Source organism: Pseudarthrobacter sp. Hb11, from assembly GCF_059383655.1.
Map to the genome: position 1 here is coordinate 35,380 of NZ_JBWZCM010000005.1, position 24,595 is coordinate 59,974.

Sequence of the window (24,595 nt, forward strand, 5' to 3'; positions counted from 1 at the left end):
TGGCAGCATGCGCGTGCGGAGTGCCCGCTTCGTCGTAGGCTGAACTTCGTGTGCGACGGAGAGGAGACCGCGATGGCCGGGAGTGCATTGACCGGGACGAGCGTGGCCGGGCTGATGGCGGAGCTCGCTGCGCTGGAGGAACCGCGGGCACGTGAGGTAAACGAAAAACACGGTGACGACCACGGGGTGAACCTCGGCAAGCTGCGGGCCGTTGCCAAGCGCCTGAAGACACAGCCGGAACTCGCCCGCGAGCTCTGGGAGACCGGCGACACCGCGGCGAGGCTGCTGTCCCTCCTGGTCTGCCGTCCGAAGGTGTTCGGGCGTGACGAGTTGGACACCATGTTGCGCGAGGCCCGCACCCCCAAAGTGCACGACTGGCTCGTGAACTACGTGGTAAAAAAGAATCCCCACGCAGAAGAGCTGCGCCTGGCCTGGTCCGCCGATCCCGATCCGGTGGCAGCGAGTGCAGGCTGGGCGCTGACCAGCGAGCGTGTAATGAAGCAGCCCGAAGGCCTCGACCTCGCCGGACTGCTGGACATCATTGAGTCGGAGATGAAGGGCGCGCCGGGCCGTCTGCAGTGGGCGATGAACACTTGCCTGGCACAAATCGGAATCGGGCACGCGGAGCACCGGGACCGGGCCGTCAGCATTGGTGAACGCCTGGAAGTGCTCAAGGACTACCCAACTCCCCCGGGCTGCACCTCGCCCTATGCGCCCAGCTGGATAACCGAAATGGTTCGCCGGCAACACGATAAGTAGCGGGAACCGCGGGCCGTAGGAGTATCCTTCTGCGCCGACGCCGGCACCTATGATGGCGTTCATGGAAGACGAGTCCCTGGCGGAGATTGCCAACGAGCTCTACGCCAAGCCGATGGAAGACTTTGTGGCGGCCCGTGCCGCCGCAGCGAAGGAAGCTGCCGGTTCGGACAAGGAACTCGGAGCAGCGGTGCGCACGCTGCCAAAGCCGTCTGTTGCCGCCTGGGCCGTCAACATGCTGGCCGTGCACCAGCCGGAAGCCCTTACCGAACTGGCGGATCTCGGCGGCAGGATGCGCGAGGCGCAGGCGTCGCTGGATGCCGCGGCCCTTCGCGGGCTGGGACGCGAGCGGCGGACCATGCTGGCCGCCGCCGTCGATACGGCCCGCTCAGTAGCTCAGCAGCACGGCCGGGCCATCAGCGATGCGATGGCCACCGACGTTGAGGAGACGCTTCGAGCCCTGACCGCGGATGAGGGCGCAGCTGCTGCTGTCCAGAGCGGACGGCTCTTGAAGACACTGTCGGCGGACGGCGTGAACGCCGTGGAGCTTGAAGGCTCCGTGGCAGTCCCGGCCGCCCTGCCCGCAGCCCGGGCGGCTCCCGCTCCGGCCAAGGCGCCGGTGCGAAAAGATCAAAAGGAGAGTACGACGGCGGCGGGCACCGACCGGACCAAGCCGGACAAGCCGCGGCTTGAGGCAGTCCGGCAGACACCGCGGCCAACGTCACCACCCGCGCTGGAGAAAGCCAAAACCGCGCTGGCCGAAGCGCAGGCTGCAGAAGCTGAGGCAGCCCGGCTTGCCCGGGACCTGCAGGACCAGGCAGACGAACTGCGGAGCAAAATCGCGGAGCTGACCCAGGAAGCATCGGATCTGCGAAACCGCCTCAAGGCGGCCGAGGACCGGCTGGAACAGTCCCGCAAAGGGCTGGCGGGCACCACTGCCGAGGCAAAACAGGCGGCGCGGGCCGCAGACAAGGCCGAACGGACAGCGATGCTGGCACAGGAACGGGTCCTCCGGCTGGGCAACACGCGGAGCTGATTCCGGGGAATGTCAGACCCCGGTTGCACACTGGATTTATGGAAAACCAATTCGTACAGGAATTTCACGTCACCTACTTCGACGCCGACTGCGGCCGTGCCCGCGCCGAGACCTTTGGCACCCTTGCCGAGGCCGAGCGGTTCGCCAGCCGGCACTGCGCCGGCGAGGACAGCTGGGCCGTCGTGGACGCAGTCCCGGTCCCGCAGGTCCGTATCGCCGCCTGAATCGATGCCGGCAAAAGTCGGGGCAGCCACAGATCGTGCTGATCCTGGACCGCTTCGCTTAAAGCGGTAACCCGCGTTGCACGGGAATTACCCAGGCAACGCGGGTCAACGGCCTGCTGAGAGCAGTGTGCTTAGACCGGAGTACTTAGACGGGAGCGCGGTTCAGCTTAGGCGAAATCGGCAACTGCAGGATCGGCTCCGATGCGGCCTTCACCCTTTGCGCTGCGGTCCAGCGCGTTGATGGCCTCGATGTCGTCCGAGTCCAGGGAGACCTCCAGCGCCGCGAAGTTCTCGCGGATGCGGGACTCGGTGACGGACTTGGGGATAACCACGTTGCCGATTGCGAGGTGCCAGGCGATAACTACCTGGGCAGGCGTGGCACCGTGCTTGTCAGCGATGGACGCCACCGTTGCGTCCTCCAGGAGCTCGCCGCCCTGGCCCAGCGGTGACCAGGCCTGCGTCAGAATCCCCTTCGAGGCACCGAACTCGCGCAGTTCGCGCTGGCTGAAGTACGGGTGGAGCTCGATCTGGTGGATGGCCGGGACCACGCCCGTTTCGTCGATGATCCGTTCCAGACCCTCGACAGTGAAGTTCGAAACACCGATCGACTTGACCCGGCCGCGCTTCTGCAGCTCGATCAGAGCCTTCCAGGTGTCCACGTACTTGTCCCGCTTGGGGGTCATCCAGTGGATCAGGTAAAGGTCAAGAGTCTCGAGGCCCAGCCGGTCCATGGACTCTTCGAAAGCCGCAAGGGTGGATTCGTAGCCCTGGTCTGCGTTCCACAGCTTGGTGGTGATGAAAAGCTGCTCTGGCGACAGGCCCGAGCTGGCGATGGCCCGGCCTACGCCCGCCTCATTGCCGTAGATCTTGGCGGTGTCGATGTGGCGGTAGCCCGCTTCGAAGGCCTGGCGGACAACCTTTTCCGCCACGCCGTCCTCAACCTGCCATACGCCATAGCCAAGCTGGGGAATCTGGTTTCCGTCGTTGAAAGTCAGTGTCGGTGTAAGAGTCATGCCCTTATCCTGCCAAACGAGATGCCCCGCGCCGGAAGATCAGGCGCCGACTATGCCACACGCTTAACCGGGAATATCTTCCTGCCGGGAGCCAAGACTTTCCTCCCGCAGTTGCCTCTCGGCGTCGGCCACTTGCTGGAAGACTGCCTCAGCGCGCCGCCGGACCGAGGCAGCTCCCACGGGGACGGGCCCAACGGCGAGCCGCAGCATGGCCGCTGCTTCTGCGGTGGTGGCGAGCGAATTGCCGGCCTTGGACAGCGAGCGGTGGACACCGGCGAGGGCCGCAGGGATGTCCAGCCCCTCGCTGGGTGACCGCTGCTGTGCTTGCACACACACTGCCCTGACGCGGTCCAGCAGTGCGGCCAGCTCATTGGCAATGTCCACCAGTTCCCCGTAGAGCTGGTCGTCCTCAACCCCTTCGAGGACCTGGTGGAAGCGGTCCAGCCCCCGGTGGAAGCGGTCGTGGGCCCGGCGCCACAATCCCTTCCCCAGTTCCGCGTCGTCCTTGCGCCCCTGCCTGGCGGCGCTGAAAAAGCCCAACGACCCTAGAGGTACTGTCCCGGACCGTGGTCCGGGTCAAGAGGCTGGCCTGGTCGTGCCGGAGCACCCGCCCGGGGTCCGGCTGACGCCCGCTGGGGCTCTCCGTTTTCGCCGATCACCACACCCGGCGCAATTACAGTGCCGGGAGGAAGCTGGCGGAGCTGCTGCTGCGCTGCGGCGTGCTCGCGGGCGGCGTGCTGGGCGGCAATGGCAGTCTGGATGCCGTGGAACAGCCCCTCCAGCCACCCCACAAGCTGGGCTTGGGCTATGCGGAGTTCAGCGTCCGAAGGTGTGGCCTCGTCCGGGAAAGGGAGGCTGATCCTGTCCAGTTCCTCCACCAACTCAGGCGCAAGCCCATCTTCCAGTTCCTTGATGGAGCGCTCATGAATCTCGGCAAGCCTTTCCCGGGCCGCGTCGTCGAGCGGAGCGGACTTCACTTCCTCCAGCAGCTGCCTGATCATGGTTCCGATCCGCATCACCTTGGCTGGTTCATCCACCAAATCCTGCAGGTTGCTGCCTTTGGGCTTGCCGCCGTCGGCCGCGGCTGCCGGCGCAGGTGCCGGTTGGCTGCCGTCGATGGTGGTGCCCTCTACCGGGAGGTCCTCAGGTGCCTGAGTGTCTTTCGGATCGCTCATGCGTTCATACTCTCATGAGCGATCCGCCGCGGGTTCACTCCATGAAGCCCGCTGACGCTTTGTCCGCTGCCGGCTCAATCAGCAGCACCGTCCCTGGGGATTGGAGTCCTGGCGGTCGGTCCGGTCCCGCCAGAACTCTCGCTCGCTCAGTGGCGGCGTGCTGTGGCCCGCCGCCCGGTGGTGCTCCAGATACTTCGCGTAGGCGTCCGCCCCGAGCACACCGCCAAAGTAACGGGCAAACCCCCGGAAGCCCTGCGCAACCGCGGCGAGTCCGGAGCTCATCAGTGGTGGCCTGCCCTCTCGAACCTCAATTCGGCGGGGACCTTGTCCCACTCGGCCATCAGCTCCTTCTCGGCAGGAGTGGGGATGAGCCCGGCCGGCGCGAAGACGCGGGACGGCCTCGACGGGTCTTCATTGCCCTTGGAAGCTGTCGCGTCCCCACGGCTGCGGAACGCCTTGAGGGTGGCAAGCACCGCCGTCGCGATCACAATGATGCTGAGCACCACGAAGATCACCGACAACCAGCCCTGGATGGCGGTGTTGCGCACCACGGCTTCCATGGCTGCCACGGATTTCGCTGTGCCGAACTCCGTCTTCCCTTCCGCCAGGGCCTTGCTGAAGGCGGCATTGTTGGCGAAGTACCCCACAGCCGGAGTGGGCGAGAAAATCTTCTGGTAGCTCGCCGTGATGGTAACCACCGCTGCGAACGCCAAAGGCAGTGCCACGATCCACAGGTACTTGAAGGTTCCGCGCTTGGCAACAATGGCCAGGCACACGGACAAGGCGATGGCGGCGAGCAGCTGGTTGGCGATGCCGAACAGCGGGAACAGCGTGTTGATGCCACCAAGCGGATCGGTGACGCCCATCAGCAGCACCGCGCCCCAGGCACCCACCATGATGGCCGTGCAAAGCCAGGCGCCGGGCCGCCAGGAGGCTTCCTTGAACTTGGGAACGAAGTTGCCGATGGAGTCCTGCAGCATGAACCGTGCCACGCGGGTGCCGGCATCCACTGCCGTGAGGATGAAGAGGGCCTCGAACATGATGGCGAAGTGGTACCAGAACGCCATCATGGCGGTGCCGCCGATGAACTGCTGCATGATGTGCGCCAGACCGACCGCGAGGGTGGGGGCGCCGCCGGTACGCGAGACGATGCTTTCCTCGCCCACGTTGCTGGCGGTCTGGGCTAGGAAGTCAGGGGTGATGTTGACGCCGGCCAGGCCCAGGCTGTTGACCCAGGTGGCGGCCGTTTCCACTGTTCCCCCAGTGAGGGCAGCCGGAGCATTCATAGCGAAATAGAGGCCGCGGTCAATGGAGATGGCCGCAACGAGGGCCATGATGGCCACGAACGATTCCATCAGCATTCCGCCGTAGCCGATGAAGCGGGTCTGCCGTTCCTTTTCCACCAGTTTCGGTGTGGTGCCGGAAGAGATCAGGGCGTGGAAGCCGGACAGTGCGCCACAGGCAATGGTGACGAACAGGAACGGGAACAGGGCTCCCGGGAACACCGGGCCGTTGTCCCTGCTGGCGAACTCGCTGAAGGCCGGGACGGTGATCTCGGGGCGGACCACAATGATGGCCAGCGCGAGCATCACGATCACGCCGATCTTCATAAAGGTGGACAGATAGTCCCGCGGTGCCAGGAGCAGCCACACCGGCAGGATGGCAGCGATGAAGCCGTAAACAATGAGGCCCCAGGCGATAGTGACCTTGTCCAGGGTAAAGAGCTCGGCGCCCCACGCGGTTTCAGCAACAATGCCGCCGCCGATGATCGCCGCCATCAGCAGGACAAAACCGATCAGGGAAACTTCCATGATTTTGCCCGGCCGCAGGTACCGCAGGTAAACGCCCATAAACAGCGCAATGGGGATGGTCATGCCGACGGAGAAGACGCCCCAGGGGCTTTCGCCCAGTGCGTTGACCACAACCAGTGCCAGGATTGCCACGATGATGACCATGATCAGCAGGGTGGCGATCAGGGCTGCCGTGCCGCCGATGACCCCCAGTTCCTCCCGGGCCATCTGTCCCAGCGAGCGCCCGCCGCGCCGCATGGAGAAGAACATGACCAGGTAGTCCTGCACCGCGCCGGCGAGGACGACGCCGATGATGATCCAGATAGTGCCGGGCAGGTAGCCCATCTGGGCCGCTATGACCGGGCCCACCAACGGCCCGGCGCCTGCGATGGCAGCGAAATGGTGGCCGAACAGGACGTTACGGTCGGTGCGGACATAGTCCTTGCCGTCCGCCTTGTACTCCGCCGGGGTGGCCCGGCGATCATCCGGCCTGGTGATGTAGCGCTCGATGACCTTGGAATAAAAGCGGTAGCCGATGAGATAGGTGCACACCGAGGCGAACACGAACCAGATGGCGTTGACCGTCTCGCCGCGGATGATCGCGAGCATAAACCATGCCACGCCACCCAGCAGGGCGATCGCCGCCCAGAGCGCGATCTTACCCGGCGTCCATTTTTTCTCTTCCGCCTCGCGGACCTTTTCATCCAGCGCCGAAGGAGGGAGGACAGTATCGGTGGCCACCGATCCTTCTCCCAGGGCTGCGTTCCGTCGACTATCAGGCGTTTCGGCCATGTCTCCTCCTTGAGATTTTTTCCGCTTCTGCTGACACGCACCCTACCAACGACGGGTGCGGCCCGGGCTGGATTTGGCCGCTTAAGGAAAGGCCCTGCGCCGAACGGCCTGCACCCGGCGCCAAACGACACGCTTCCGTTGCAGCCGGCGGCGCGGCCCGTCCTTGGACGGTTCCAAGCAAAGAGGGCCCCCATCCGGTGTTCCGGACGGAGGCCCTCTTTCCCGCCCGCGGCGGAACGGGTTGTCAGGCGTGCGAGTAGGTGAGGCAGTCGGCGTTATCGGCTCCCGGGCCCACGTGCACTTCCGGCGCCTTGCACATCAGGTGGTCGTTGTGCACGCATTCGGAACGCTGGCATGCTCCGACGTCGGCCAGCACCTTGGGCAGCCCACCGTGAAGGCCTGTGTCGATGAATGTGGCGCAGGCTGCGTGGTTTTCTGCGCCTCCTACCGTGATGGCGGCGGCGTTGCAGTTGGTGTGGTCGTTAAAGGAACAGTTCGTTACGCTGCAGTCGGCGACGTGCGTTGTCATGGAAAGTCCTCCTGATCCGGCGCCCTGACCGGGCGGCTCCTGAACCCCAATGTAAGCCCGCCGGGAACAATCAAAAAGACCCAATTTGGTGACGTAATTGCTCACATTCCCACCACGCGCCGGGATACCGGCAGCCGGGCCCGCGTGAAAAGCCAGGCCAGCACGGCACCCGTCAGCGGGACAGCGACCAGGAGGGCCAGAAGGTGCAGCCAGGGAACATCAAGGGCGATGCCCATTTCCGTGCCGGCGACGATGAGTACGGCCGGCACGGTGCCGGCCAGAGCTCCGAGCAGGGTCCCCAGTCCTGAGGTCAGCAGCGCCTGAGAACCCGCCAGTCCTTTCCGCAGTCGAGGTGAGGCGCCCACTGCAGCGAGGGTTGCATGGTCCGCCCGGGCATCCGCAAGGGACAGGCCGGTGGTAATGCCTGCTGCACTGAAGGTGATCAGTGCGCTGAGGGCCACAATTGACCACGTCAACAACGCGTTGTCCTGCGGGATGCCGGGTTCCACCCAGAACCCGGCGCCGGGCTGCTTGTACACCGCGGCAGCGGCCCCTGCTGCCGCATCCATCTCGGCAGCGGAGGGAGGACGGGTGAGCTGGACCAGGAGTTCAGCGGGGCCAGGGTGCATGCCCAGCCGGTGGGCCGTCTCCTGCGAGACCACCCCGTAGTAGGGAACAGCTTCGGCTGGTTCAACAACCACGGCGGCCAGGGCGGTGCTGCTGACCGTTTCGTGCATGTGCATGTGGGACGGGTCAACCGGGTCTTGCGCTTGCGTGCGTACATCCTGCGCCAGAAGCACGGCCTTCCCGTCGCGCACGAAGAGAGGGTTGGTCACCACCATGCCGCCCGCATCCAGCACCGCCAACGCCTCAGGTCCAGCTTCCCGGCCCATTACCGCGGCGATGACGTCCGCACCGCCCACTAGAACCGAACGGTAGCTGCCGGGCCACTGGGCGAGGGAGCCCTTGCACCTCCAGTCCTCACGATCGATCACTCTCCGCTGCGGCGTCATCGGACATTCATTTCCCGCTGGTGTGGCAAGCGAATATTGCAGGCAGTTTGAGGTTGCCGTCCGCGCTGGCCGGATGACGTCAGCGCCGGGGCCGGAAGCACAGTTTTGGACGTACGCGGGCGCGCTGATCTCCTTTGTCCAGGCAACACTGGTGAGGGCACCCTCCACCGCGGAAGACAGGTCCGCTGCCTCAACCCTGACTGCAGGCTGGGTGCTGCCGTCGGGCAGGAGGGGCTGTTCCAGCGACAGCGGCAGGTAGGTCTGGTACTCCAGCGCGCTCCAGGAATGGTTTTCGCGCATTCCGGCCTGCTGGCTGGCCGCGAGGACCAAGGCGGCGCTTGCCAGGGTTGCGGCCGCGAGGACTGCTGCCACGGCCGGCACCGTACGGCCGCGGTTCCTGGCCGAATCCCGCGCTGCCAGCCGCATGGCAAGCGGAAGCCAGCCCGTCCATGCGGTCAGCGCTGTAATGATCCATCCCACCAGGAGCACAAGTCCGACGACGGCGAGTACAGCGCCGGCGATCAGCAACCCCGCCACCACCGGAAGTTGCTCGGCTTTGCGGTCCGGGTCGCCGGCTGACTGCCCGACCAGCCAACCGGCGGCCAGAAGTCCCGCTGAGGTCAGCACCAGCGCTGCCCCAGCGACGATGGAGCGCTTGCCGCTGCCGGCCGGCGCCCTTCCCGATTTGAGCGCTCCGAGGGCGCCCTGGTGAGCAACGTGGTTGGCCGGGGCCAAGGCCGCCAGGACACAGCACAGCAGCCCCAGGGCCATGGAAACCAGGGTCAGCGGCAGGTCAGGATGGAGGCCGGGAAAGCGTGGGGAACCCATAAGGCTGACCCAATGGACTACAGCTGCTGCGGAGAGGAGGCCCAGGGCACCGCCGGACAGCACGGCGATGCCGCCAAGCCATAGTCCTCCTGCCGTCACTACCATTCGCACGGTTGGGGCATCCGCCCCTGCGGCCGCGAGCAGCGCCAACTCCCGCATTTGGCGCTTTGCCCCGACTGCGAAGGCTGCCCCGGCCAGGAGACCCACCTCAAGCAACGCCAAAGCGGCGATCAGACCGGCTGCCGCGTAAAAAGCCAAGGCCTCCGATGGCGGCTGGCGGGGCGTGACGCCTTCGATGCCGAGCTCGTCCGGCGCCGGCGGATCGAGCACCACACTGCGCGACAGCACACCCACCCCCTGGCGGTTGGCTTCACGTATCTGGGACCAGGCCACCGGTTCCGGACCAACCAGGTAGTAGGACACCGACTGCGGTAATTCGGCTTCCTGCTGCAGAGCGGAGTCCGGTACCTGCTCCGGCGCGAGGAAAAGAAAGGAGTTCCGGTCCGATGCACCGGCGTCCCTCACGGTTCCCACGGGAACGAAAGTACCGGCCGACGTCGTAATTTCCTCGCCAAAGCCCAGACCGAACCGTTCCAGCAGGCCAGGTGACACCACAACTTCCTCAGCAGACCGGGGAGCTCTTCCGTCAAGCAGGGTGAACTTTCCTGCAAAGGCGGGATGAAGGGCGTCGACCACCCTGCCCTCCAGGGGCACCAAAGCCGCGCCCACCCGGGTGGTCAGGTTCACCAGCCGCTGCGGCAGGACTTCGTAACCTGGCGGCAGCAGCTCCGCAGGATCTGCCGGGACAAAGCTTGGATCATGGTTCCCGGTGCTGGAAGCCACCCTGGTGTCGTTCAACGGGTCCTGGACGGAGTCCGCGTTGGGGACCGGGAGGGCAGTGAACCGGGCCTGCGTCTGCCCGAGCTCGTAGCTGATGACTTCTTCCGCCGTTCTTTGCGTGCTCTGGTACAGGGTGGCCGCGCCGGTCATCCCGGCTACCGGCAGCATGATCAGCAGGATGATGAGCAACGAGCGGCCCTTGTGCCGGTTGATATCCCGGCGGGCCATGCGCAGGGCAACGCGGGAGCTGCTCCGGCGCCCGCCCGTGGCCGGAGCGAGGTCCAACGGCATCAGAACCCGGCCTGCGCCAGCAGCACGGATGGATCATGCTGTGCAGCCGCCTGGTCCACGATGCGGCCATCCCGAAGGAACACCACGCGGTCCGCCCACGCTGCGTGCCTGGCTTCGTGGGTGACGAGCATCACGGCGGCGCCTGCATCCGCGCGGGACCGCAGCACTTCCATAACCCCATGGCCGGTGGTGGAATCAAGCGCTCCGGTGGGCTCGTCCGCAAGGATCAGACGCCGCTGTCCAACCACTGCACGCGCTATGGCCACGCGCTGCTGCTGGCCCCCGGACAGCTGGTCCATAAACCGGTCAGCCAGTTCAGGGATTCCCACCTGCCGCAGCGCATCCAGCGCCTGCCGGTGGGCTTTTTTCGACGCCGTTCCGTCCAGTTCCAGCGGCAGCGCCACGTTCTCGGCCGCAGTCAGGGTGGGGACCAGGTTGAAGTCCTGGAAGACGTAGCCGACGGCACGGCGGCGCAGGCGCGCGAGGTCGTTCAGCCCGAGTCCCGCCAGCGGGGTGGACTCCACAAAGACGCCGCCCGACGTCGGACGGTCCAGTCCCCCGGCAAGCGCCAGCAACGACGACTTGCCGGACCCGGACGGTCCCATGACCGCAACGAACTCTCCTGCACCGATGGTGAGGTCAACGTCGCGGAGGGCCGCCACCGCCGTCGCACCCTCCCCGAAAGTCTTGCTGACCCCGGCAAGTTCCAGGACCTGCTCTGGTCCCTGCACGCTCACCGGCGGCTGTCCGCGTTGAGCGGGGCGGACTCTTCCGTGACCCCGCTGGATGCCTTACGTGCCGGGCCCGATTGTGCCTGCTGGACCATCCTCGCTTCACAAAGATCCAGCCAGCGGACCTCCGCTTCGGTCTGGAAGATCAGGGAATCAAGGACCAGCAGCCAGGCAGTATCTCCAGACCGCTGGCTGGTGGCGGTGTCCCTGCGGGCCTTGGTGTAGTCCTGCAGGGCACGAATGGAGGCCACCCGCTGCGCCTGGATGATGCCTTGCACGTCCACGCCCGGGATGGTGACGGCGAGCGCCAGCTTGATGGCCAGTTCGTTGCGTGGCGGATTGTTCCGCTCTACCGGGGCTGCAAACCAATTTCCCACCTCGGCCTTTCCTGCGCCGGTAATGCTGTAGACCACATGGCCGTCACCGTCGTCGCCGTCTTTGGTGACCAGGCCGTCACGTTCAAGCCGGTCAAGCGTGGTGTACACCTGCCCGATGTTCAGTGGCCACGTGGCTCCCGTGCGGTTCTCGAACTCGACCCGGAGCTGGTAGCCGTAGCGCGGCTGGTCCTGCAGCAGGGCGAGGAGGCTATGGCGGATGGACATCATTGCTCCTTGCACTTGGAAGCCTCGGTATGCACGGTCCCCCAAGGCCCGTGCATACCGCGTATAGGACTAACCGTAATGCAGAAGAACGAGCCCGGCAATACTCGGTATCTACTAGGACAGCAGGTGCCTACATCAACAGGAGGATCTTGCCCACGTGGTCGCCCGAATCGAAATACTCGTGCGCGGCCTTCACTTGTTCCAGCGGGAAGGTCTTGGCCACGAGGGGCCGGATCCGGCCGTCGCTGACCAGGGGCCAGACGGCGTCGCGGACGGCGTTCATGATGGCGCCTTTTTCCTCCACCGGCCGGGGCCGCAGGGCTGTGGCCACCACCGCTGCGCGCTTCTTCAGCAACTGTCCCAGGTCCAGCTCGCCTTTGGCGCCGCCCTGCAGGCCTATCACCACCAGCCGGCCGTAGTCCGCGAGCGCGTCCACGTTCTGCGGCAGGTACTTGGCACCAACGACGTCAAGGATCACGTCAGCGCCCCGCCCGCCATTCTGCTCGCGGAGACTCGACGGGAAGTCCTCTTCTGCGTAGTTGATGGCGATGTCCGCGCCCAGGAAGGCTTTCGCGGTTCCCACCTTTTCGTCCGTTCCGGCCGTGGTGGCCACCTTGGCTCCCAGCGCCTTGGCGAGCTGGATGGCCATGGTGCCGATCCCGCCGGTGGCGCCGTGGATCAGAACCGTCTCGCCGGCCTGGAGCTGGGCGGTCATCACCAGGTTGGAGTACACCGTGGCGGCAACCTCCGGCAGGGACGCAGCCGTGACCAGGTCAACGCCGTCGGGCACCCGCAGCACCTGCTCCGCCCGCACCGCCACTTGCTGGGCGTATCCGCCGCCTGCCAGCAGCGCCACCACCTTGTCGCCGAGTGAAAACGGCTTGCTCACGCCGGGGCCAAAACCGGCTATCCGGCCGGAGACTTCCAGGCCCGGGATCTCCGAAGCGCCTGGCGGCGGCGGGTAAAAGCCCCTGCGCTGCTGGACGTCCGCACGGTTCAGGCCCGCGGCGACGACGTCGATGAGCACCTCCCCCGGTCCGGGTACCGGGGTGTCCGCCTGGCGGATCTCCAGTACTTCCGGGCCGCCCGGTTCGGATATGTAGACGGCTTTCATGGAACACTCCCGTTTCTGACTGAATACTGGCTGCAACCAGTGTGCACCGGACACCTTCCGGTCTCTGTTTTGTTGCAGGCAAGTGCCTATGAAACACTACTAGTCGAGGAAGGTTGTCCGAGCGGCCGAAGGAGCTAGTCTTGAAAACTAGTGTGCGGTAACCCCGTACCAAGAGTTCGAATCTCTTACCTTCCGCGATTGGGACCCCTGTCCGCCAGCACGCTGGCCGGCAGGGGTCCTTCGTTTAACGCGGCAGCTGCCCGGAAATGTACCGTACCGGCCCGCAGCCGGTTTTAGGCTTCGCAAAAATCCCCCAAAAGAACCGCCGGCCGAAGCTTCCCCTAAAGCTACCGGCCGGTATCCTTTTGTGATGGCCGGCACATGTGGTTCCGGCCACCAAATCAACCACTGCTGACAGCATCACCGGACCGGGCCACGGGGGCTCCGGCCGATGGGGCGGTCTGTTCCGCTGGGGAACGTCCTGCCGAATGCACGCGCTATCAACCTTGCGTTCATTCATCGCTGTTTTGATATGCCGGATACCACTTGACCAGGAGCAGGATCCGGGCCCCTTGTCCATCGGTACAACCCGGACACCTTCCATCGGCTCCCCTACCGGGGAGACCCTTCTGAAAGTAAGAGCAGATGCAAACACCTTGGAAATTAGCGCTGGGTACAGCGTTGACAGCCGGGCTCATAGCTCCGCTGGCAGCTTTTCCCGCGCTTGCGGACGGCACGGCCGCGGAGGTCCCGCCCGCGGCGGGGACGTCGCCGGTTGTCATCAACGAGGCCTATCTCAGCGGCGGCAGCGCAGGCGCCGCCTACAAGCACAAGTTCGTTGAGCTGTACAACTCATCGGACGCCCCGGTCTCCCTGGACGGCTGGTCGGTTCAGTACCGCTCCGCTACCGGCACGGCGGCTCCCACCGGCGTGGCCGCCCTTTCAGGTTCCATCCCGGCCAAGGGGTATTTCCTGGTCCAGGGTTCCAGCAACGGTGCAAACGGCGCGGATCTCCCCGCTCCGGACCTGATGGCAGGCAGCCTGAACTTCGGTGGCGCCGGCGGCACCATTGTGCTGGCAAAGCAGCGTACTGCCGTTACGTTGGCCTCCGGGTCCCAAGTGGAGCCTGCGGGGGTTGCCGATCTCCTCGGTTACGGCAACTCCAACACTTTCGAAACACTGGCGGCCAAGGCCCCCGGAAGCAATACCGACGTCAAGAGCCTTAACCGGGCAGCCGGCGCGGACAACAACAGCAATGCCACGGACTTCAGCCTAAATGCTGCCATCACTCCTACGGCCGCGGGCGGCACCACCATCCCGGATCCGGATCCCACACCTGACCCCACCCCTGATCCCACGCCCACCACCAGGACCATCGCCGAAATCCAGGGCACGGGCACCGCAAGCCCGTTGGTTGGGTCCACGGTAACCACCAAGGGCAAGGTCACCGCCGTCTTTCCCACCGGCGGGCTCAACGGCTACTACCTGCAGACTGTGGGAACCGGAGGGGATCTGACGGCAACCAACCACGCTGCCTCAGACGGCATCTTCATCTACTCCCCCGCCACTGCGGCGTCGGTCCAGGTTGGAGACCACGTTCAGGTGACCGGCGCCGTAGCCGAATACTTTGAAATGACCCAGCTCAACGTCACCGCTGCGGCAGGGCTCACCAAGCTGACAGAGCCCGCACCCGAAGTGAAGGCCACCACCTTCACGCTGCCCACCAACGAAACCTTCCGCGAATCCCTGGAAGGGATGCTCCTGGCCCCCGAGGGCCCGATGACCGTCACGGACAACTACACCCTCAACCAGTACGGCGAGGTGGGCCTCGCCGGCGGAACAACTCCGCTGGTCCAGCCCACCGCCGTCGCTCCCTACGGCACCGCCGAGCATGCCGCCGTGGCCGCTGAAAACGCGGACCGCGGCATCAAGCTCGATGACGGCTCCAGCACCAACTTCCTCAAGGACGCCGCCACCAAGGCCCAGGTCCTGCCCTACCTGACCACAACCGACCCGGTCCGCGTGGGCTCGCCTGTCACGTTCACCACCAACGTGGTGCTTGGCTACGGCAACAACGCCTGGAAGCTCCAGCCGCTGACCCATCTGACGGAGGCCAACAAGGCCGCCGTCCAGCCGGCAACCTTCGGCGCCACCCGCACTGAGGCTCCGGCCGCGGTGGGAGGCAACCTGAAGATCGCCTCCTTCAACGTCCTCAACTACTTCCCCACGACGGGTGACACCCTGGCAGGCTGCACCTTCTACGAGGACCGGGCCGGTAACCCCATCACCGTCCGTGGAGGCTGCGACTCCCGCGGGGCTGCAAACGCCGAGAACTTCGAACGGCAGCAGGACAAGATCGTTGCTGCCATCACCAAAGCCGGCGCCGATGTTGTCACGCTGATGGAGATCGAAAACTCCGCGCAGTTCGGCAAGAACAGGGATGACGCCCTGGCCAAGCTTGTGGACGCCCTGAACATCGAGACCCCGGGTATCTGGGATTACGTCCGCTCGCCTGCCAACGCCCCGCCGCTCAGCGATGAGGACATGATCCGCACCGCCTTCATCTACAAAAAGGCCGTCGCAGAACCGGTGGGTGAATCCATCATCCACAACGACACAGCAGCCTTTGCCAGCGCACGCAAGCCGCTGGCCCAGGTCTTCAAACCAGTGGGGGGCGGTGCCGGAACTGAGTTCATCGCCATCGCCAACCACTTCAAGTCCAAGGGCTCCGCTGCCACTCCGGAGGACACGGACAAGGGCCAGGGCGCGTCAAACCTGGCTCGTACAGCCCAGGCGAAGTCCCTTTTGGAGTTCACCAAGTCCCTGCAGCAGTCCAAAGGCACGGACAAGGTCTTCCTCATCGGCGACTTCAATGCCTACGCTAAGGAAGACCCCATCAACGTCTTTACCGCCGAGGGCTACGTCAACCAGGACGAAAAGACACGCAACGCCGACGGCACCGCCAAGCACTCCTACCTGTTCGGCGGAATGGTGGGTTCCCTTGACCACATCCTGGCCTCCCCCGCGGCGAACGCCGCGGTCACGGGCGCGGACATCTGGAACATCAATTCGGTGGAATCCGTAGCCCTGGAGTACAGCCGCTACAACAACAACGTCACCGACTACTACGCGCCGGACCAGTACCGCGCCAGCGACCACGATCCCGTGATTGTGGGCCTGAACCTGGAGTCTGCTCCCGCCACAGTTGACCTGAACTTCCTGGGCATCAACGATTTCCACGGCAGGATCGACACCAATACTGTCCAGTTCGCCGGCACCATCGAAAAGCTCCGCGCGGCTGCCGCTCCCGGCGCCACCGCTTTCCTCTCGGCCGGCGACAACATCGGGGCGTCGCTGTTCGCGTCCTCCGTCGCCAAGGACCAGCCCACCATCGATGTGCTGAACGCCCTGGAGCTCCAGGCGTCAGCGGTGGGCAACCACGAGTTCGACGGCGGCTGGGCGGACCTGCGGGACCGCGTCATCGCCGGCGGTAACAACGCCAAGTTCCCCTACCTGGCAGCCAACGTCTACCGGAAGGGCACCACCGAACCGGTGTTGCCCGAGTTCACCGTCCTGGACATGAACGGCATCAAGGTGGCCGTCATCGGCACCGTCACGCAGGAGGTTCCCTCCCTTGTGACTCCCGCCGGCATCGCTGACCTTGAATTCGGTGATCCCGTCGAGGCAATCAACCGGGCAGCGGCACGGATCACCGCGGAGAACCTTGCCGACGTCATCATCGTGGAAAACCACGACGGCGCAGGCTCGGGAACCGTGGAAGGCGCCACCTTGGAAGAGGAAGTGGCAGCCGGCGGTCCGTTCGCGAAGCTCGTCACGGAAACGTCGTCCGACGTCGACGCCATCTTCACCGGCCACACGCATAAGGAATACGCGTGGGACGCTCCCGTTCCCGGAGCCGAGGGCAAGACCCGCCCGATCGTCCAGACCGGCAACTACGGCGAGAACGTCGGGCAGATCCAGCTCACCGTGGACACAACCACCAAGCAGGTGACGGCGCACAAGGCCGGCAACGTCAAGCGCACCACCGACCCCGCCGCGGACCTCATCGCGGCCTACCCGCGCGTGGCCGCCGTCGACGCCATCGTCAAGAAGGCACTCGCCGAGGCCGCCGTCGTGGGCAACCAGCCCATAGGCGCAGTCACGGCGGACATCACCACCGCCTTCACCACGGACGCCGCCGGCGTCGCCAAACGTGATGACCGCGGGAACGAGTCCACCCTGGGCAACCTGGTGGCCGATTCCCTGCTGAATTCTCTGCAGCCTGCCGAACTGGGCGGCGCCGAAATCGGTGTGGTCAATGCCGGCGGACTTCGGAATGAGCTCTACTACGCCCCGGATGGAACCATCACGTACGCGGAGGCAAACGCCGTGCTGCCGTTCGTGAACAATCTCTGGACCACGTCCCTGACTGGCGCCCAGTTCAAAACCATGCTGGAACAGCAGTGGCAGACCAACCCGGACGGCACGGTCCCCAGCCGCGCCTACATCCAGCTCGGCCTGTCCAAGAACGTGAACTACACCTACGACGCCGCCCGGCCCGCCGGGGACCGCATCACTTCGGTGCGGGTGAACGGGGCCGTTCTCGATCCCGCGAAGTTCTACCGGATCGGCACCTTCAGCTTCCTGGCCACAGGTGGTGACAACTTCCGGATATTTACGGAAGGTGCCAACACGAAGGACTCGGGCCTGGTGGACCGGGATGCGTGGATCGGGTACCTGCAGGACAGCAGCCCCGTTTCGCCGGACTTTGCCCGCCGCTCCGTGGCCGTCACCAACACCACACCCGGCGAGGTCAAGCCGGGCGATCCCATCACGGTGGCCGTCTCGAAGCTGGACCTGACGTCGCTCGGCAGCCCGGTCAACAAGACGCTTTCAGCGGTGTTCACCGACTCCGCCGGCACCGCGGCCCAGCTTGGTTCCGTACCGGTTCAGGCCGGTGCGGCCAACGTCAGCATGGCTGTTCCCTCGGGAGCTGCTGCAGGAGCAGGGACGCTGGTCCTCACCGCGGCAGAATCCGGCACGGCCGTCACTGTTGACGTGACGGTGGCCAATGTTGTGGTTGAGCCGGTGTGCACCGCGCCGGCCAAGCCGACCAAGTGGTACGACGTCCTGGGCTGGATCCGCTACGCTGCGGCCTGGCTCCAGTACCAGGTGTGCCTGCGCGGTTAAGGAGCTAATTTCGACGGCCCCGTCGACGCTCTTTCACTTAATGCGCGTATCGCCCGAACGCTCTCTCATCCAGGTGAACTAGGTGAGAGAGCGTTTGGGTTTAAGGCGCGAAAGGTGAGAGAGCGTTCGGGTTTAAGGCGCGAAAGGTGAGAGAGCGTTCGGGTTTGCTACCACGCCAGGATGGTCCCGGCGATCTCGTCGGCGTCGCGCAGGGTCCGCTGGCCGCTGCGGTAGTTCGGCCCGCCGGACTGGACGGCCTCGGCGGCGATGGCGGTGCCCCACTGGGCGGACGAGAGCTGAAGCCCCAACACGTAAAGGCCTTCCGTCACTGAACCGTTCGCTGCCAACGGGCGGTATGGGTGCGGCTCCACATCCAGGCCGGTGGACTGAACGGGAGCGCCCTCCACCGACATCATGAGGCGCGGCCGGACCAGGCCGTCCGCAAGCAGTTGCTCCAGAACCGGCGAATCGTTGGCTGAGACTCTGTTGCCCGGCGCGAGGGCCTCCACCATGGTCCGTGCGGCCACCGGGGCGTCGTCCACCCAGGGGGAGAAGGCAGTGAAAACACTGTTCCGGCGATCCACCCCGAACTTGGGGTCGGGCCCCACGAAGCTGACCACCCCTGCCCGGGCCAAGGCCACAAGCTGTTCGGAGCGCAAGGCGGGAGGCCCGCTGGCCAGACCTTCCACAAACGATTCAAACCACCCACGCAGGCCGGCAACCCAGGACTCGTCGGTGATGCCGCCGTCGGCCGCCGCGGTCTTCAGCACGGCACGGCCGTGATGGAGGGCACCGATGGCCATCTTCACCGGGTCATCCTCGCCGAGCGCGGACCGGCGGGCATCGTCCAGCAGGTATTCCACGACGGCGGCGTCGTGCTCGGCGCGCGAGGCGAAGGAGCGTCCCGCCAGCGGGGCCGCGAGCCCCGGCAGGTCCAGCCGGTGCCGGGGCCCCACGTGGACGGCCAGCACGCTCTCCACGCTGTCCTCCCAGCTGGCGGCACTGTGCGCATGCGGGTGCAGGGCTTCGTCAAGGGCGGCAAGGAAGGCGGCGGGGTCAGGGACAGCGTTCGGCTGCGAGCGCACGAGCGTTGAGTAGTAGGCCCATAACGCATCGCGGTGCAGGAGCGGCCAGAAGTCATGGTCGAACGCCGGGCGGATCCCGGCCTTGCGGAAGCGTTCCAGCGCCGCCTCGGTGAAGTAGCGCAGGGTGACGGATGCCGGGTAGTAGCCGGTCAGGGCAGCTTTTGCACGGTAGGGCGTCCCCCGCCGGGAGGCAGCAATGATGTGCGGTTCCTGGCCCGAGGGCTCGTACTGGAGCACCCCTCCGTTGCTGACGAACTTTCCGCCGCGGCCCTCGGTCAGCTGGCCCATGGTGTCGAAGAAGTTCAGGCCCATGCCACGGACCAGGACCGGTTCCCCGGCGGGTATCAGGGACCAGTCCACGTCGGCGGGCACGGCCGGCGGCAGGTACCGCAGGCCCAACTGCTCCGCCGAGGCCTGCAGGTCCCGCTGTTCGGGGTTCAGCCGGGACGGGATGTGGCCCAGCGCCAGCACCACGGACCCGGTGCGGATCGTCGCCCCCGTGGCCAGGCCGACGTCGAACGTCCCGTCACCCGACGGGCCCACGGACAGTGCTGACGTTTCGTGGAAGTCGATGGTGACGCCGTCGGGCGCGTTACGCGTCAGCTCCTCCAAGGTGCTGCGGAGGTAGCGGCCGTAGAGCGCGCGGCTGGGAAAATCGCTGGAGGCCAGGACGGCAAGTTCTGCGAGCTCTTCCGCACTGAGGTCCGGCGACGGGCGCTTTTGCTGCGCTGCCCGCCATTGGTCGAAAGTGGTGCCGGCCACGGGCGGCGCCAAGGAAGGGTCCTCCGGAATCACTGTGGGATAGAAGGACTGCGTGTTCATTAGGAACAGCCTGGACTGCCCCGGCTGCCACACGTGCCCCGGACCTGCCGGGTAGGGGTCGATGACGTCGATATGGAGCAGAACCTGGCCGGCCCCGGAAGCAATCCGCGCGGCAGTGCGGGCGAGCAGGCGTTCCAGGACACTGGTGCCCCGCGGACCTGCCCCAATAATGGCGGTCCGTATGCTCTGCGTTATTTCCACGGCATCCAGAGTACGGGCTGAAAGCAAAGGATGCGCTGAACGCTTGACTTGCTACCGGAGCGGCGATGTTGCTTGGATGGGGCGCATGACCACCACTGCAGCTGATCCAGCGCCCGCCCCCGGTTCAGGCAACACGTCCGGCGCCCCTTCCGGCATTGCGCCCGAGCCCATTGACGAGAATGTCTGGCTTGAAGAGATTTACGGCGAGCAGCAGCTGGCGTGGGTCAAGGAACAGAATTCACGCACCGAAGACCTGCTGAAGGACGCCGAGTACGTGGAACTCGAGGGCGGCATCCTTGAGGTGCTGGACTCCACGGACCGGATCGCCATGGTGGGCAAGCGCGGTGACTGGTACTACAACTTCTGGAAGGACCAGCAGAATCCCAAGGGCCTGTGGCGCCGCACCACCTGGGACAGCTACTGCACCGAGACGCCGGACTGGGACGTCCTGCTGGACATCGATGCCCTGTCGGCCGCCGAGGGCGAAGAGTGGGTGTTCCACGGTGCAACCTTCCTCCGCCCGGCCCCGGGCGAGCCCTACCGGCTGGCGCTGTTGGCCCTGTCCCCCGATGGCGGGGACGCCAACCGCTACCGGGAATACAACGTGGAAACGCGGACGTTTGTGGACCCTGCGCAGGGCGGCTTTGACCTGCCGACGGCGAAGGGCAACATTTCGTGGCTGGACGCGGACACGCTGCTGGTCGCCTCCACCGGCGAGGGGCTTCCAAAGACGGCCTCCTCCTACGCGCGTACAGCCGTCACCCTCAAGCGTGGCGGCTCCCTGCCCGAAGCGCCCCGCCTGTTCGAGGTGCCCGAGGACCACATGATGGCGGTAGTGGCCCACGACTCCACGCCCGGGTTCGAACGTACCTTTGCCGTTGACTACATCGATTTCTACAACCGGAGCAACGCCGTCCTGCGCGACGGCTCCTGGGCGGTAATCGACGTGCCCACCGACGTCAACGTCAGCGCCCACCGCGAATGGCTGCTGTTCCGCCCGCAGCAGGACTGGGTGCACAACGGGTCGACGTATGCTGCGGGCTCGCTCCTCGCCGCACCATTTGAGGACTACCTGGCCGCCTCGCGTGACATCTCGGTACTGTTCACCCCGGATGCCACCACCTCACTGCAGTCCTGGAGCTGGACCCGGAACTTCCTGCTGCTCAACCTCCTGAAGGACGTTTCCTCCGAGATTCGCGTCCTTGACCCCTCCCGGCCAACCGGTGCCGCGGACGGGGCCTGGGAGTCCACTCCCCTTGATGCCTGCCCGCCACTGCACGACGTCAACGCCTACGCCGTGGACGACGAAGACGAAACCGACGGCGCCGGAGACGACTTCTGGCTTATCGCCACGGGCTTCACCACGCCCAGCATGCTGATGCGGGGCACCCTGGAACGCGCGGCGTCGGGGACGTCCGGAGTGGTGAGCCGGCACGCAACAGTCAAGACGTCGCCGTCGTTCTTTGCCGACGAAAACTATGAGGTGCAGCAGCACTTCGCCGTCTCCGATGACGGAACCCGGGTTCCCTACTTCCAGGTCGCCTCCCGCGACCTCGCGCTGGACGGGCAGAACCCCACCCAGCTCTCCGGTTATGGCGGCTTCGAGGTGTCCCGCACTCCCGCATACAGCGGCACGGTGGGCAGGGCGTGGCTCGAACGCCGCACGTCCGCGTCCTCCAACGGAACCAACGGCGAAACGCCGCACTCCCGCGGCGGCGTGTACGTGGTGGCGAACATCCGCGGCGGCGGCGAGTACGGGCCGGGATGGCACCGGGCCGCACTGCAGGAGAACCGGCACAAGGCATACCAGGACTTCGCGGCCGTGGCGCGCCACCTCATCTCCCGCGGCGTCACCTCGCCGGAGCGGCTGGGCTGCGTGGGCGGCTCCAACGGCGGACTCCTGGTGGGCAACATGCTGACGCAGTACCCCGAGCTGTTTGGGGCCGTATCCTGCGGCGTGCCGCTGCTGGATATGCGCCGCTACACCAGGTTGTCCGCCGGCCATTCGTGGATCGCCGAGTACGGCGACCCTGACGTCCCGGAGCAGTGGGAGTACATCAGGACTTTTTCGCCGTACCACCTGCTCAAAGACGGGGTGGAGTACCCGGAGACGTTCATATGGACGGCCACCTCCGATGACCGGGTGGGTCCGGTGCAGGCCCGCAAGATGGCTGCCCGGATGCTGGCCATGGGCATCCCCAATGTCTGGTTCCACGAGGCCCTCGAAGGCGGACACGCGGGAGCCTCGGACAACCGGCAGGCCGCGGCGCTGCAGGCCCGCAGCCAGCATTTCCTCTGGAAGGCGCTGGCCGGCGGGACGGAGTAGCGGTGTCCCTGGTGGTTAGGCGGGCGCTGCCGGCTGACGTGGCGCGGCTGGCAGAGGTGCACGTCCGCTGCTGGCAGGAGACGTACCAAGGCATGTTGTCCGATGGGTTCCTGGCCGCACAGGGTCCCGAAACCCGGCTGCCGCTCTGGCGCCACCTCCTCGAAGCAGCGGAGCCTGCCGAAGCGTGGGTGGCATGCGACGACGGCACCGTCGTGGGGTTCGCGGGCATCCGCCGCGCGCCCGACGGCGGATCGTCACACGCCTTTGGGGCACCATCGTCAGGGGACCTGGAGCTGTGGGGACTGTACCTGTTGGCATCGCACCAGGGGCTGGGCTTGGGACGCCGTCTCCTGGAGGCAGCGTTGGGCGACAGCCCGGCAAGCCTGTGGGTGGCGGCGGAGAACGGGCGTGCCATCGGCTTCTACCGCCACTTCGGGTTCGCACCCGACGGCGCCGCGGACGTGATTCCAGACTGGGAAAACCTGCGCGAAATCAGGATGGTGCGGCCCAGGCACGCTCCGCCCCTGCTGTGAGGGGGCGATCCCGGCGCGCCTGGAGGGGCCGGGCCGCCCGTTTTGCACTGCGTGCCACGTTCTGCGTATCCTTGGTGGGCTAGGAACAGCAATTGGAGACGTGCCAGAGCGGCCGAATGGGCTTCACTGCTAATGAAGTGTGGGGCACAACTCCACCGGGGGTTCAAATCCCCCCGTCTCCGCGTTTGGCCCCGGTCCTGGACCGGGGCCTTTTGCGTATCGGCGGACGGACAAGTGGCGCCCTGGGTGCCGCGCCGGTGGAATGATGAACGGATGGCAGCAAGGAACACGGTGGATGAGGCCGGCAGCACGAAGGCATGGAGCCCCCATCTGGCCCTCCTGGTGGCCGCCACCTTCTTTATGGAGTTCCTCGACGGCACCATCCTTACCACTGCCATCCCCAACATCGCTGCCGATTTCCGGGTTCACGCCGCAGACGTGAACATCACGATGACGGCGTACCTGCTGACCGTTGCCATGGGCATCCCCCTCAGTGGCTGGCTGGCTGAACGGTTTGGCGCCCGCCGCATCTTTTGCCTGGCCATCGTGATTTTCACCGTTGCATCGCTGGCTTGTTCGCTGAGCCAGGACCTTCCCGCGCTCACCCTCAGCAGAATCGTTCAGGGTTTTGGCGGCGCCATGATGGTTCCGGTCGGAACCCTTCTGGTCCTGCGCGGAACGCCCAAGGCAGACCTGCTCCGCGCCACGGCGTTCCTGGTGTGGCCGGGCCTGCTGGCACCGGTCCTGGCACCATTGGTGGGCGGGGCCCTGACCACGTACCTGTCCTGGCACTGGATCTTCCTGATCAACCTCCCCCTTGGTGTTGCGGCGTTGCTTGCCGCCCTGCGGCTGGTCCCGGCGGCGGCCGGCGATCACCGGCGGCGGCTGGATTGGCCGGGGCTGTTCCTCACTACGCTCGGCCTGGGCGCCCTGGTGGCCGGACTCGAACTGGCCAGCACCCATCCGGACGCTCCCTGGGCAGCCCTGAGTGCGGGATCGGGTGCGGTTGCTGTTACCTTCGCCGTGCTCTGGATGCGCCGCACCCGCAACCCCCTCTTTGACCTCGGGGTTTTCAGCACCCGGACGTTCAGGGCCATGGCCACCGGAGGTTTCGCATACCGGCTGACCATCAGCTCCGTCCCCTTCCTGCTGCCGCTGATGTTCCAGGCCGGGTTCGGCTGGTCCCCGCTGCACGCCGGCGCCATGGTGGCGGCCGTCTTCATCGGAAACATCGGCATCAAACCGGCCACTACACCCCTGATCCGGCGGTTCGGCTTCAAGCCGGTGCTCGTCTTTGCCTCCGTTGCTTCTGCGGCCACCTTTGCCCTCTGCGCCCTGCTCGCGGCAGAGACCCCTGAGCCACTGACCTTCGCCCTGCTGGTCTGCAGCGGCGCCTTCCGCTCCATCGGTTTCTCGGCCTACGCGTCGGTTCAATACGCGGACATCGTCCCGGCACAGCTCACCTCGGCCAACACCGTTTCTGCCACCCTGGTCCAGCTCGCGGCTGCTGCCGGCATCGCCGTCGGAGCCTTGCTGATCCGGCTGTTCGACGGACTCAGCACCTTCCCGGAAGACCCCGCCGGGCCATTCCGTGGTGCATTCCTCACCATGGCGTTGCTGATGCTTGCGAGCACGGCCGACAGCCTGTTCCTGCCGCGGCATGCCGGCGCGGAAGTCAGCCAGCGCAAGGCCGAGCGGATCTAG

Annotated in this window: 18 protein-coding genes and 2 tRNA genes; 9 read left to right on the forward strand and 11 right to left on the reverse strand. The window is 65.9% G+C overall.

Translation table 11 applies throughout. From position 1 onward, the window contains the following. Positions 1–72 precede the first annotated feature (72 nt). The 3 genes from AC50X7_RS09835 (at position 73) to AC50X7_RS09845 (ending at position 2,016) form a co-directional block, all read left to right on the forward strand. Positions 73–759 carry a DNA alkylation repair protein gene (locus AC50X7_RS09835; RefSeq protein WP_494978833.1) on the forward strand — a complete coding sequence of 229 codons (687 nt, stop codon included), beginning with the start codon at positions 73–75 and terminating at the stop codon, positions 757–759. Between the two features lie 61 nt (positions 760–820). Then, the gene (locus AC50X7_RS09840) at positions 821–1,792 is read left to right on the forward strand and encodes a hypothetical protein (protein WP_494978834.1); all 972 of its coding nucleotides are present in this window, start codon (positions 821–823) and stop codon (positions 1,790–1,792) included. A 38-nt stretch (positions 1,793–1,830) separates the two neighbouring features. Next, positions 1,831–2,016 carry a hypothetical protein gene (locus AC50X7_RS09845; RefSeq protein ID WP_494978835.1) on the forward strand — a complete coding sequence of 62 codons (186 nt, stop codon included), beginning with the start codon at positions 1,831–1,833 and terminating at the stop codon, positions 2,014–2,016. Positions 2,017–2,183: 167 nt separating this feature from the next. Here the strand turns inward: AC50X7_RS09845 and AC50X7_RS09850 are convergent, their stop codons facing one another. From AC50X7_RS09850 to AC50X7_RS09895, 10 genes are all read right to left on the reverse strand, one after another. Next, the gene (locus AC50X7_RS09850) at positions 2,184–3,029 is read right to left on the reverse strand and encodes an aldo/keto reductase (protein WP_494978836.1); all 846 of its coding nucleotides are present in this window, start codon (positions 3,027–3,029) and stop codon (positions 2,184–2,186) included. A gap of 63 nt (positions 3,030–3,092) precedes the next feature. Next, positions 3,093–3,569: a hypothetical protein gene (locus AC50X7_RS09855; protein WP_307096585.1), complete on the reverse strand. Its 477-nt coding sequence runs from the start codon at positions 3,567–3,569 to the stop codon at positions 3,093–3,095. A 5-nt stretch (positions 3,570–3,574) separates the two neighbouring features. Next, the gene (locus AC50X7_RS09860) at positions 3,575–4,204 is read right to left on the reverse strand and encodes a bacterial proteasome activator family protein (protein WP_494978837.1); all 630 of its coding nucleotides are present in this window, start codon (positions 4,202–4,204) and stop codon (positions 3,575–3,577) included. Between the two features lie 78 nt (positions 4,205–4,282). After that, a complete protein-coding gene (locus AC50X7_RS09865; protein ID WP_307096588.1) occupies positions 4,283–4,486 on the reverse strand; it encodes a YbdD/YjiX family protein in 204 nt (67 codons plus the stop codon). Beyond that, positions 4,486–6,786, reverse strand: coding sequence for a carbon starvation CstA family protein (locus AC50X7_RS09870; RefSeq protein WP_494978838.1), 2,301 nt, complete (start codon positions 6,784–6,786; stop codon positions 4,486–4,488). The genes AC50X7_RS09865 and AC50X7_RS09870 overlap by 1 nt, the downstream gene beginning before the upstream one ends. A gap of 244 nt (positions 6,787–7,030) precedes the next feature. Beyond that, a complete protein-coding gene (locus tag AC50X7_RS09875) occupies positions 7,031–7,315 on the reverse strand; it encodes a DUF1540 domain-containing protein (protein WP_307096590.1) in 285 nt (94 codons plus the stop codon). Positions 7,316–7,416: 101 nt separating this feature from the next. Beyond that, entirely contained in the window at positions 7,417–10,287 is a 2,871-nt protein-coding gene (locus AC50X7_RS09880; protein WP_494978839.1) for an FtsX-like permease family protein, read from the reverse strand. Further along, the gene (locus AC50X7_RS09885) at positions 10,287–11,024 is read right to left on the reverse strand and encodes an ABC transporter ATP-binding protein (RefSeq protein WP_494978840.1); all 738 of its coding nucleotides are present in this window, start codon (positions 11,022–11,024) and stop codon (positions 10,287–10,289) included. Before AC50X7_RS09885 ends, AC50X7_RS09880 begins: the two co-directional genes overlap by 1 nt. Continuing rightward, positions 11,021–11,620, reverse strand: coding sequence for a PadR family transcriptional regulator (locus AC50X7_RS09890; RefSeq protein WP_494978841.1), 600 nt, complete (start codon positions 11,618–11,620; stop codon positions 11,021–11,023). The genes AC50X7_RS09885 and AC50X7_RS09890 overlap by 4 nt, the downstream gene beginning before the upstream one ends. A gap of 130 nt (positions 11,621–11,750) precedes the next feature. Beyond that, positions 11,751–12,734, reverse strand: coding sequence for an NAD(P)H-quinone oxidoreductase (locus AC50X7_RS09895; protein WP_494978842.1), 984 nt, complete (start codon positions 12,732–12,734; stop codon positions 11,751–11,753). 107 nt (positions 12,735–12,841) lie between these two features. On the opposite strand from AC50X7_RS09895, the gene AC50X7_RS09900 reads away from it, so the two are divergent. Beyond that, positions 12,842–12,929, forward strand: a tRNA-Ser gene (locus AC50X7_RS09900). A 450-nt stretch (positions 12,930–13,379) separates the two neighbouring features. Beyond that, the gene (locus AC50X7_RS09905; protein ID WP_494978843.1) at positions 13,380–17,924 is read left to right on the forward strand and encodes an ExeM/NucH family extracellular endonuclease; all 4,545 of its coding nucleotides are present in this window, start codon (positions 13,380–13,382) and stop codon (positions 17,922–17,924) included. A 167-nt stretch (positions 17,925–18,091) separates the two neighbouring features. Here the strand turns inward: AC50X7_RS09905 and AC50X7_RS09910 are convergent, their stop codons facing one another. Further along, positions 18,092–20,032: an FAD/NAD(P)-binding protein gene (locus AC50X7_RS09910; RefSeq protein ID WP_494978844.1), complete on the reverse strand. Its 1,941-nt coding sequence runs from the start codon at positions 20,030–20,032 to the stop codon at positions 18,092–18,094. A gap of 85 nt (positions 20,033–20,117) precedes the next feature. On the opposite strand from AC50X7_RS09910, the gene AC50X7_RS09915 reads away from it, so the two are divergent. The 4 genes from AC50X7_RS09915 (at position 20,118) to AC50X7_RS09930 (ending at position 24,595) form a co-directional block, all read left to right on the forward strand. After that, positions 20,118–22,358, forward strand: a complete 2,241-nt coding sequence (locus AC50X7_RS09915; protein WP_494978845.1) for a prolyl oligopeptidase family serine peptidase — start codon at positions 20,118–20,120, stop codon at positions 22,356–22,358. Between the two features lie 2 nt (positions 22,359–22,360). Beyond that, entirely contained in the window at positions 22,361–22,891 is a 531-nt protein-coding gene (locus AC50X7_RS09920) for a GNAT family N-acetyltransferase (protein ID WP_494978846.1), read from the forward strand. Between the two features lie 94 nt (positions 22,892–22,985). Then, a tRNA-Ser gene (locus tag AC50X7_RS09925) sits at positions 22,986–23,073 on the forward strand. Positions 23,074–23,164: 91 nt separating this feature from the next. Next, positions 23,165–24,595: an MFS transporter gene (locus AC50X7_RS09930; protein WP_494978847.1), complete on the forward strand. Its 1,431-nt coding sequence runs from the start codon at positions 23,165–23,167 to the stop codon at positions 24,593–24,595.

Bases quoted from the DNA above. Each gene is read 5' to 3' on its own strand.
- AC50X7_RS09835 (WP_494978833.1), top strand. From the start codon at position 73: ATGGCCGGGAGTGCATTGACCGGGACGAGCGTGGCCGGGCTGATGGCG.
- AC50X7_RS09840 (WP_494978834.1), top strand. From the start codon at position 821: ATGGAAGACGAGTCCCTGGCGGAGATTGCCAACGAGCTCTACGCCAAG.
- AC50X7_RS09845 (WP_494978835.1), top strand. From the start codon at position 1,831: ATGGAAAACCAATTCGTACAGGAATTTCACGTCACCTACTTCGACGCC.
- AC50X7_RS09850 (WP_494978836.1), bottom strand. From the start codon at position 3,029: ATGACTCTTACACCGACACTGACTTTCAACGACGGAAACCAGATTCCC.
- AC50X7_RS09860 (WP_494978837.1), bottom strand. From the start codon at position 4,204: ATGAGCGATCCGAAAGACACTCAGGCACCTGAGGACCTCCCGGTAGAG.
- AC50X7_RS09865 (WP_307096588.1), bottom strand. From the start codon at position 4,486: ATGAGCTCCGGACTCGCCGCGGTTGCGCAGGGCTTCCGGGGGTTTGCC.
- AC50X7_RS09870 (WP_494978838.1), bottom strand. From the start codon at position 6,786: ATGGCCGAAACGCCTGATAGTCGACGGAACGCAGCCCTGGGAGAAGGA.
- AC50X7_RS09875 (WP_307096590.1), bottom strand. From the start codon at position 7,315: ATGACAACGCACGTCGCCGACTGCAGCGTAACGAACTGTTCCTTTAAC.
- AC50X7_RS09880 (WP_494978839.1), bottom strand. From the start codon at position 10,287: ATGCCGTTGGACCTCGCTCCGGCCACGGGCGGGCGCCGGAGCAGCTCC.
- AC50X7_RS09890 (WP_494978841.1), bottom strand. From the start codon at position 11,620: ATGTCCATCCGCCATAGCCTCCTCGCCCTGCTGCAGGACCAGCCGCGC.
- AC50X7_RS09895 (WP_494978842.1), bottom strand. From the start codon at position 12,734: ATGAAAGCCGTCTACATATCCGAACCGGGCGGCCCGGAAGTACTGGAG.
- AC50X7_RS09905 (WP_494978843.1), top strand. From the start codon at position 13,380: ATGCAAACACCTTGGAAATTAGCGCTGGGTACAGCGTTGACAGCCGGG.
- AC50X7_RS09915 (WP_494978845.1), top strand. From the start codon at position 20,118: ATGACCACCACTGCAGCTGATCCAGCGCCCGCCCCCGGTTCAGGCAAC.
- AC50X7_RS09930 (WP_494978847.1), top strand. From the start codon at position 23,165: ATGGCAGCAAGGAACACGGTGGATGAGGCCGGCAGCACGAAGGCATGG.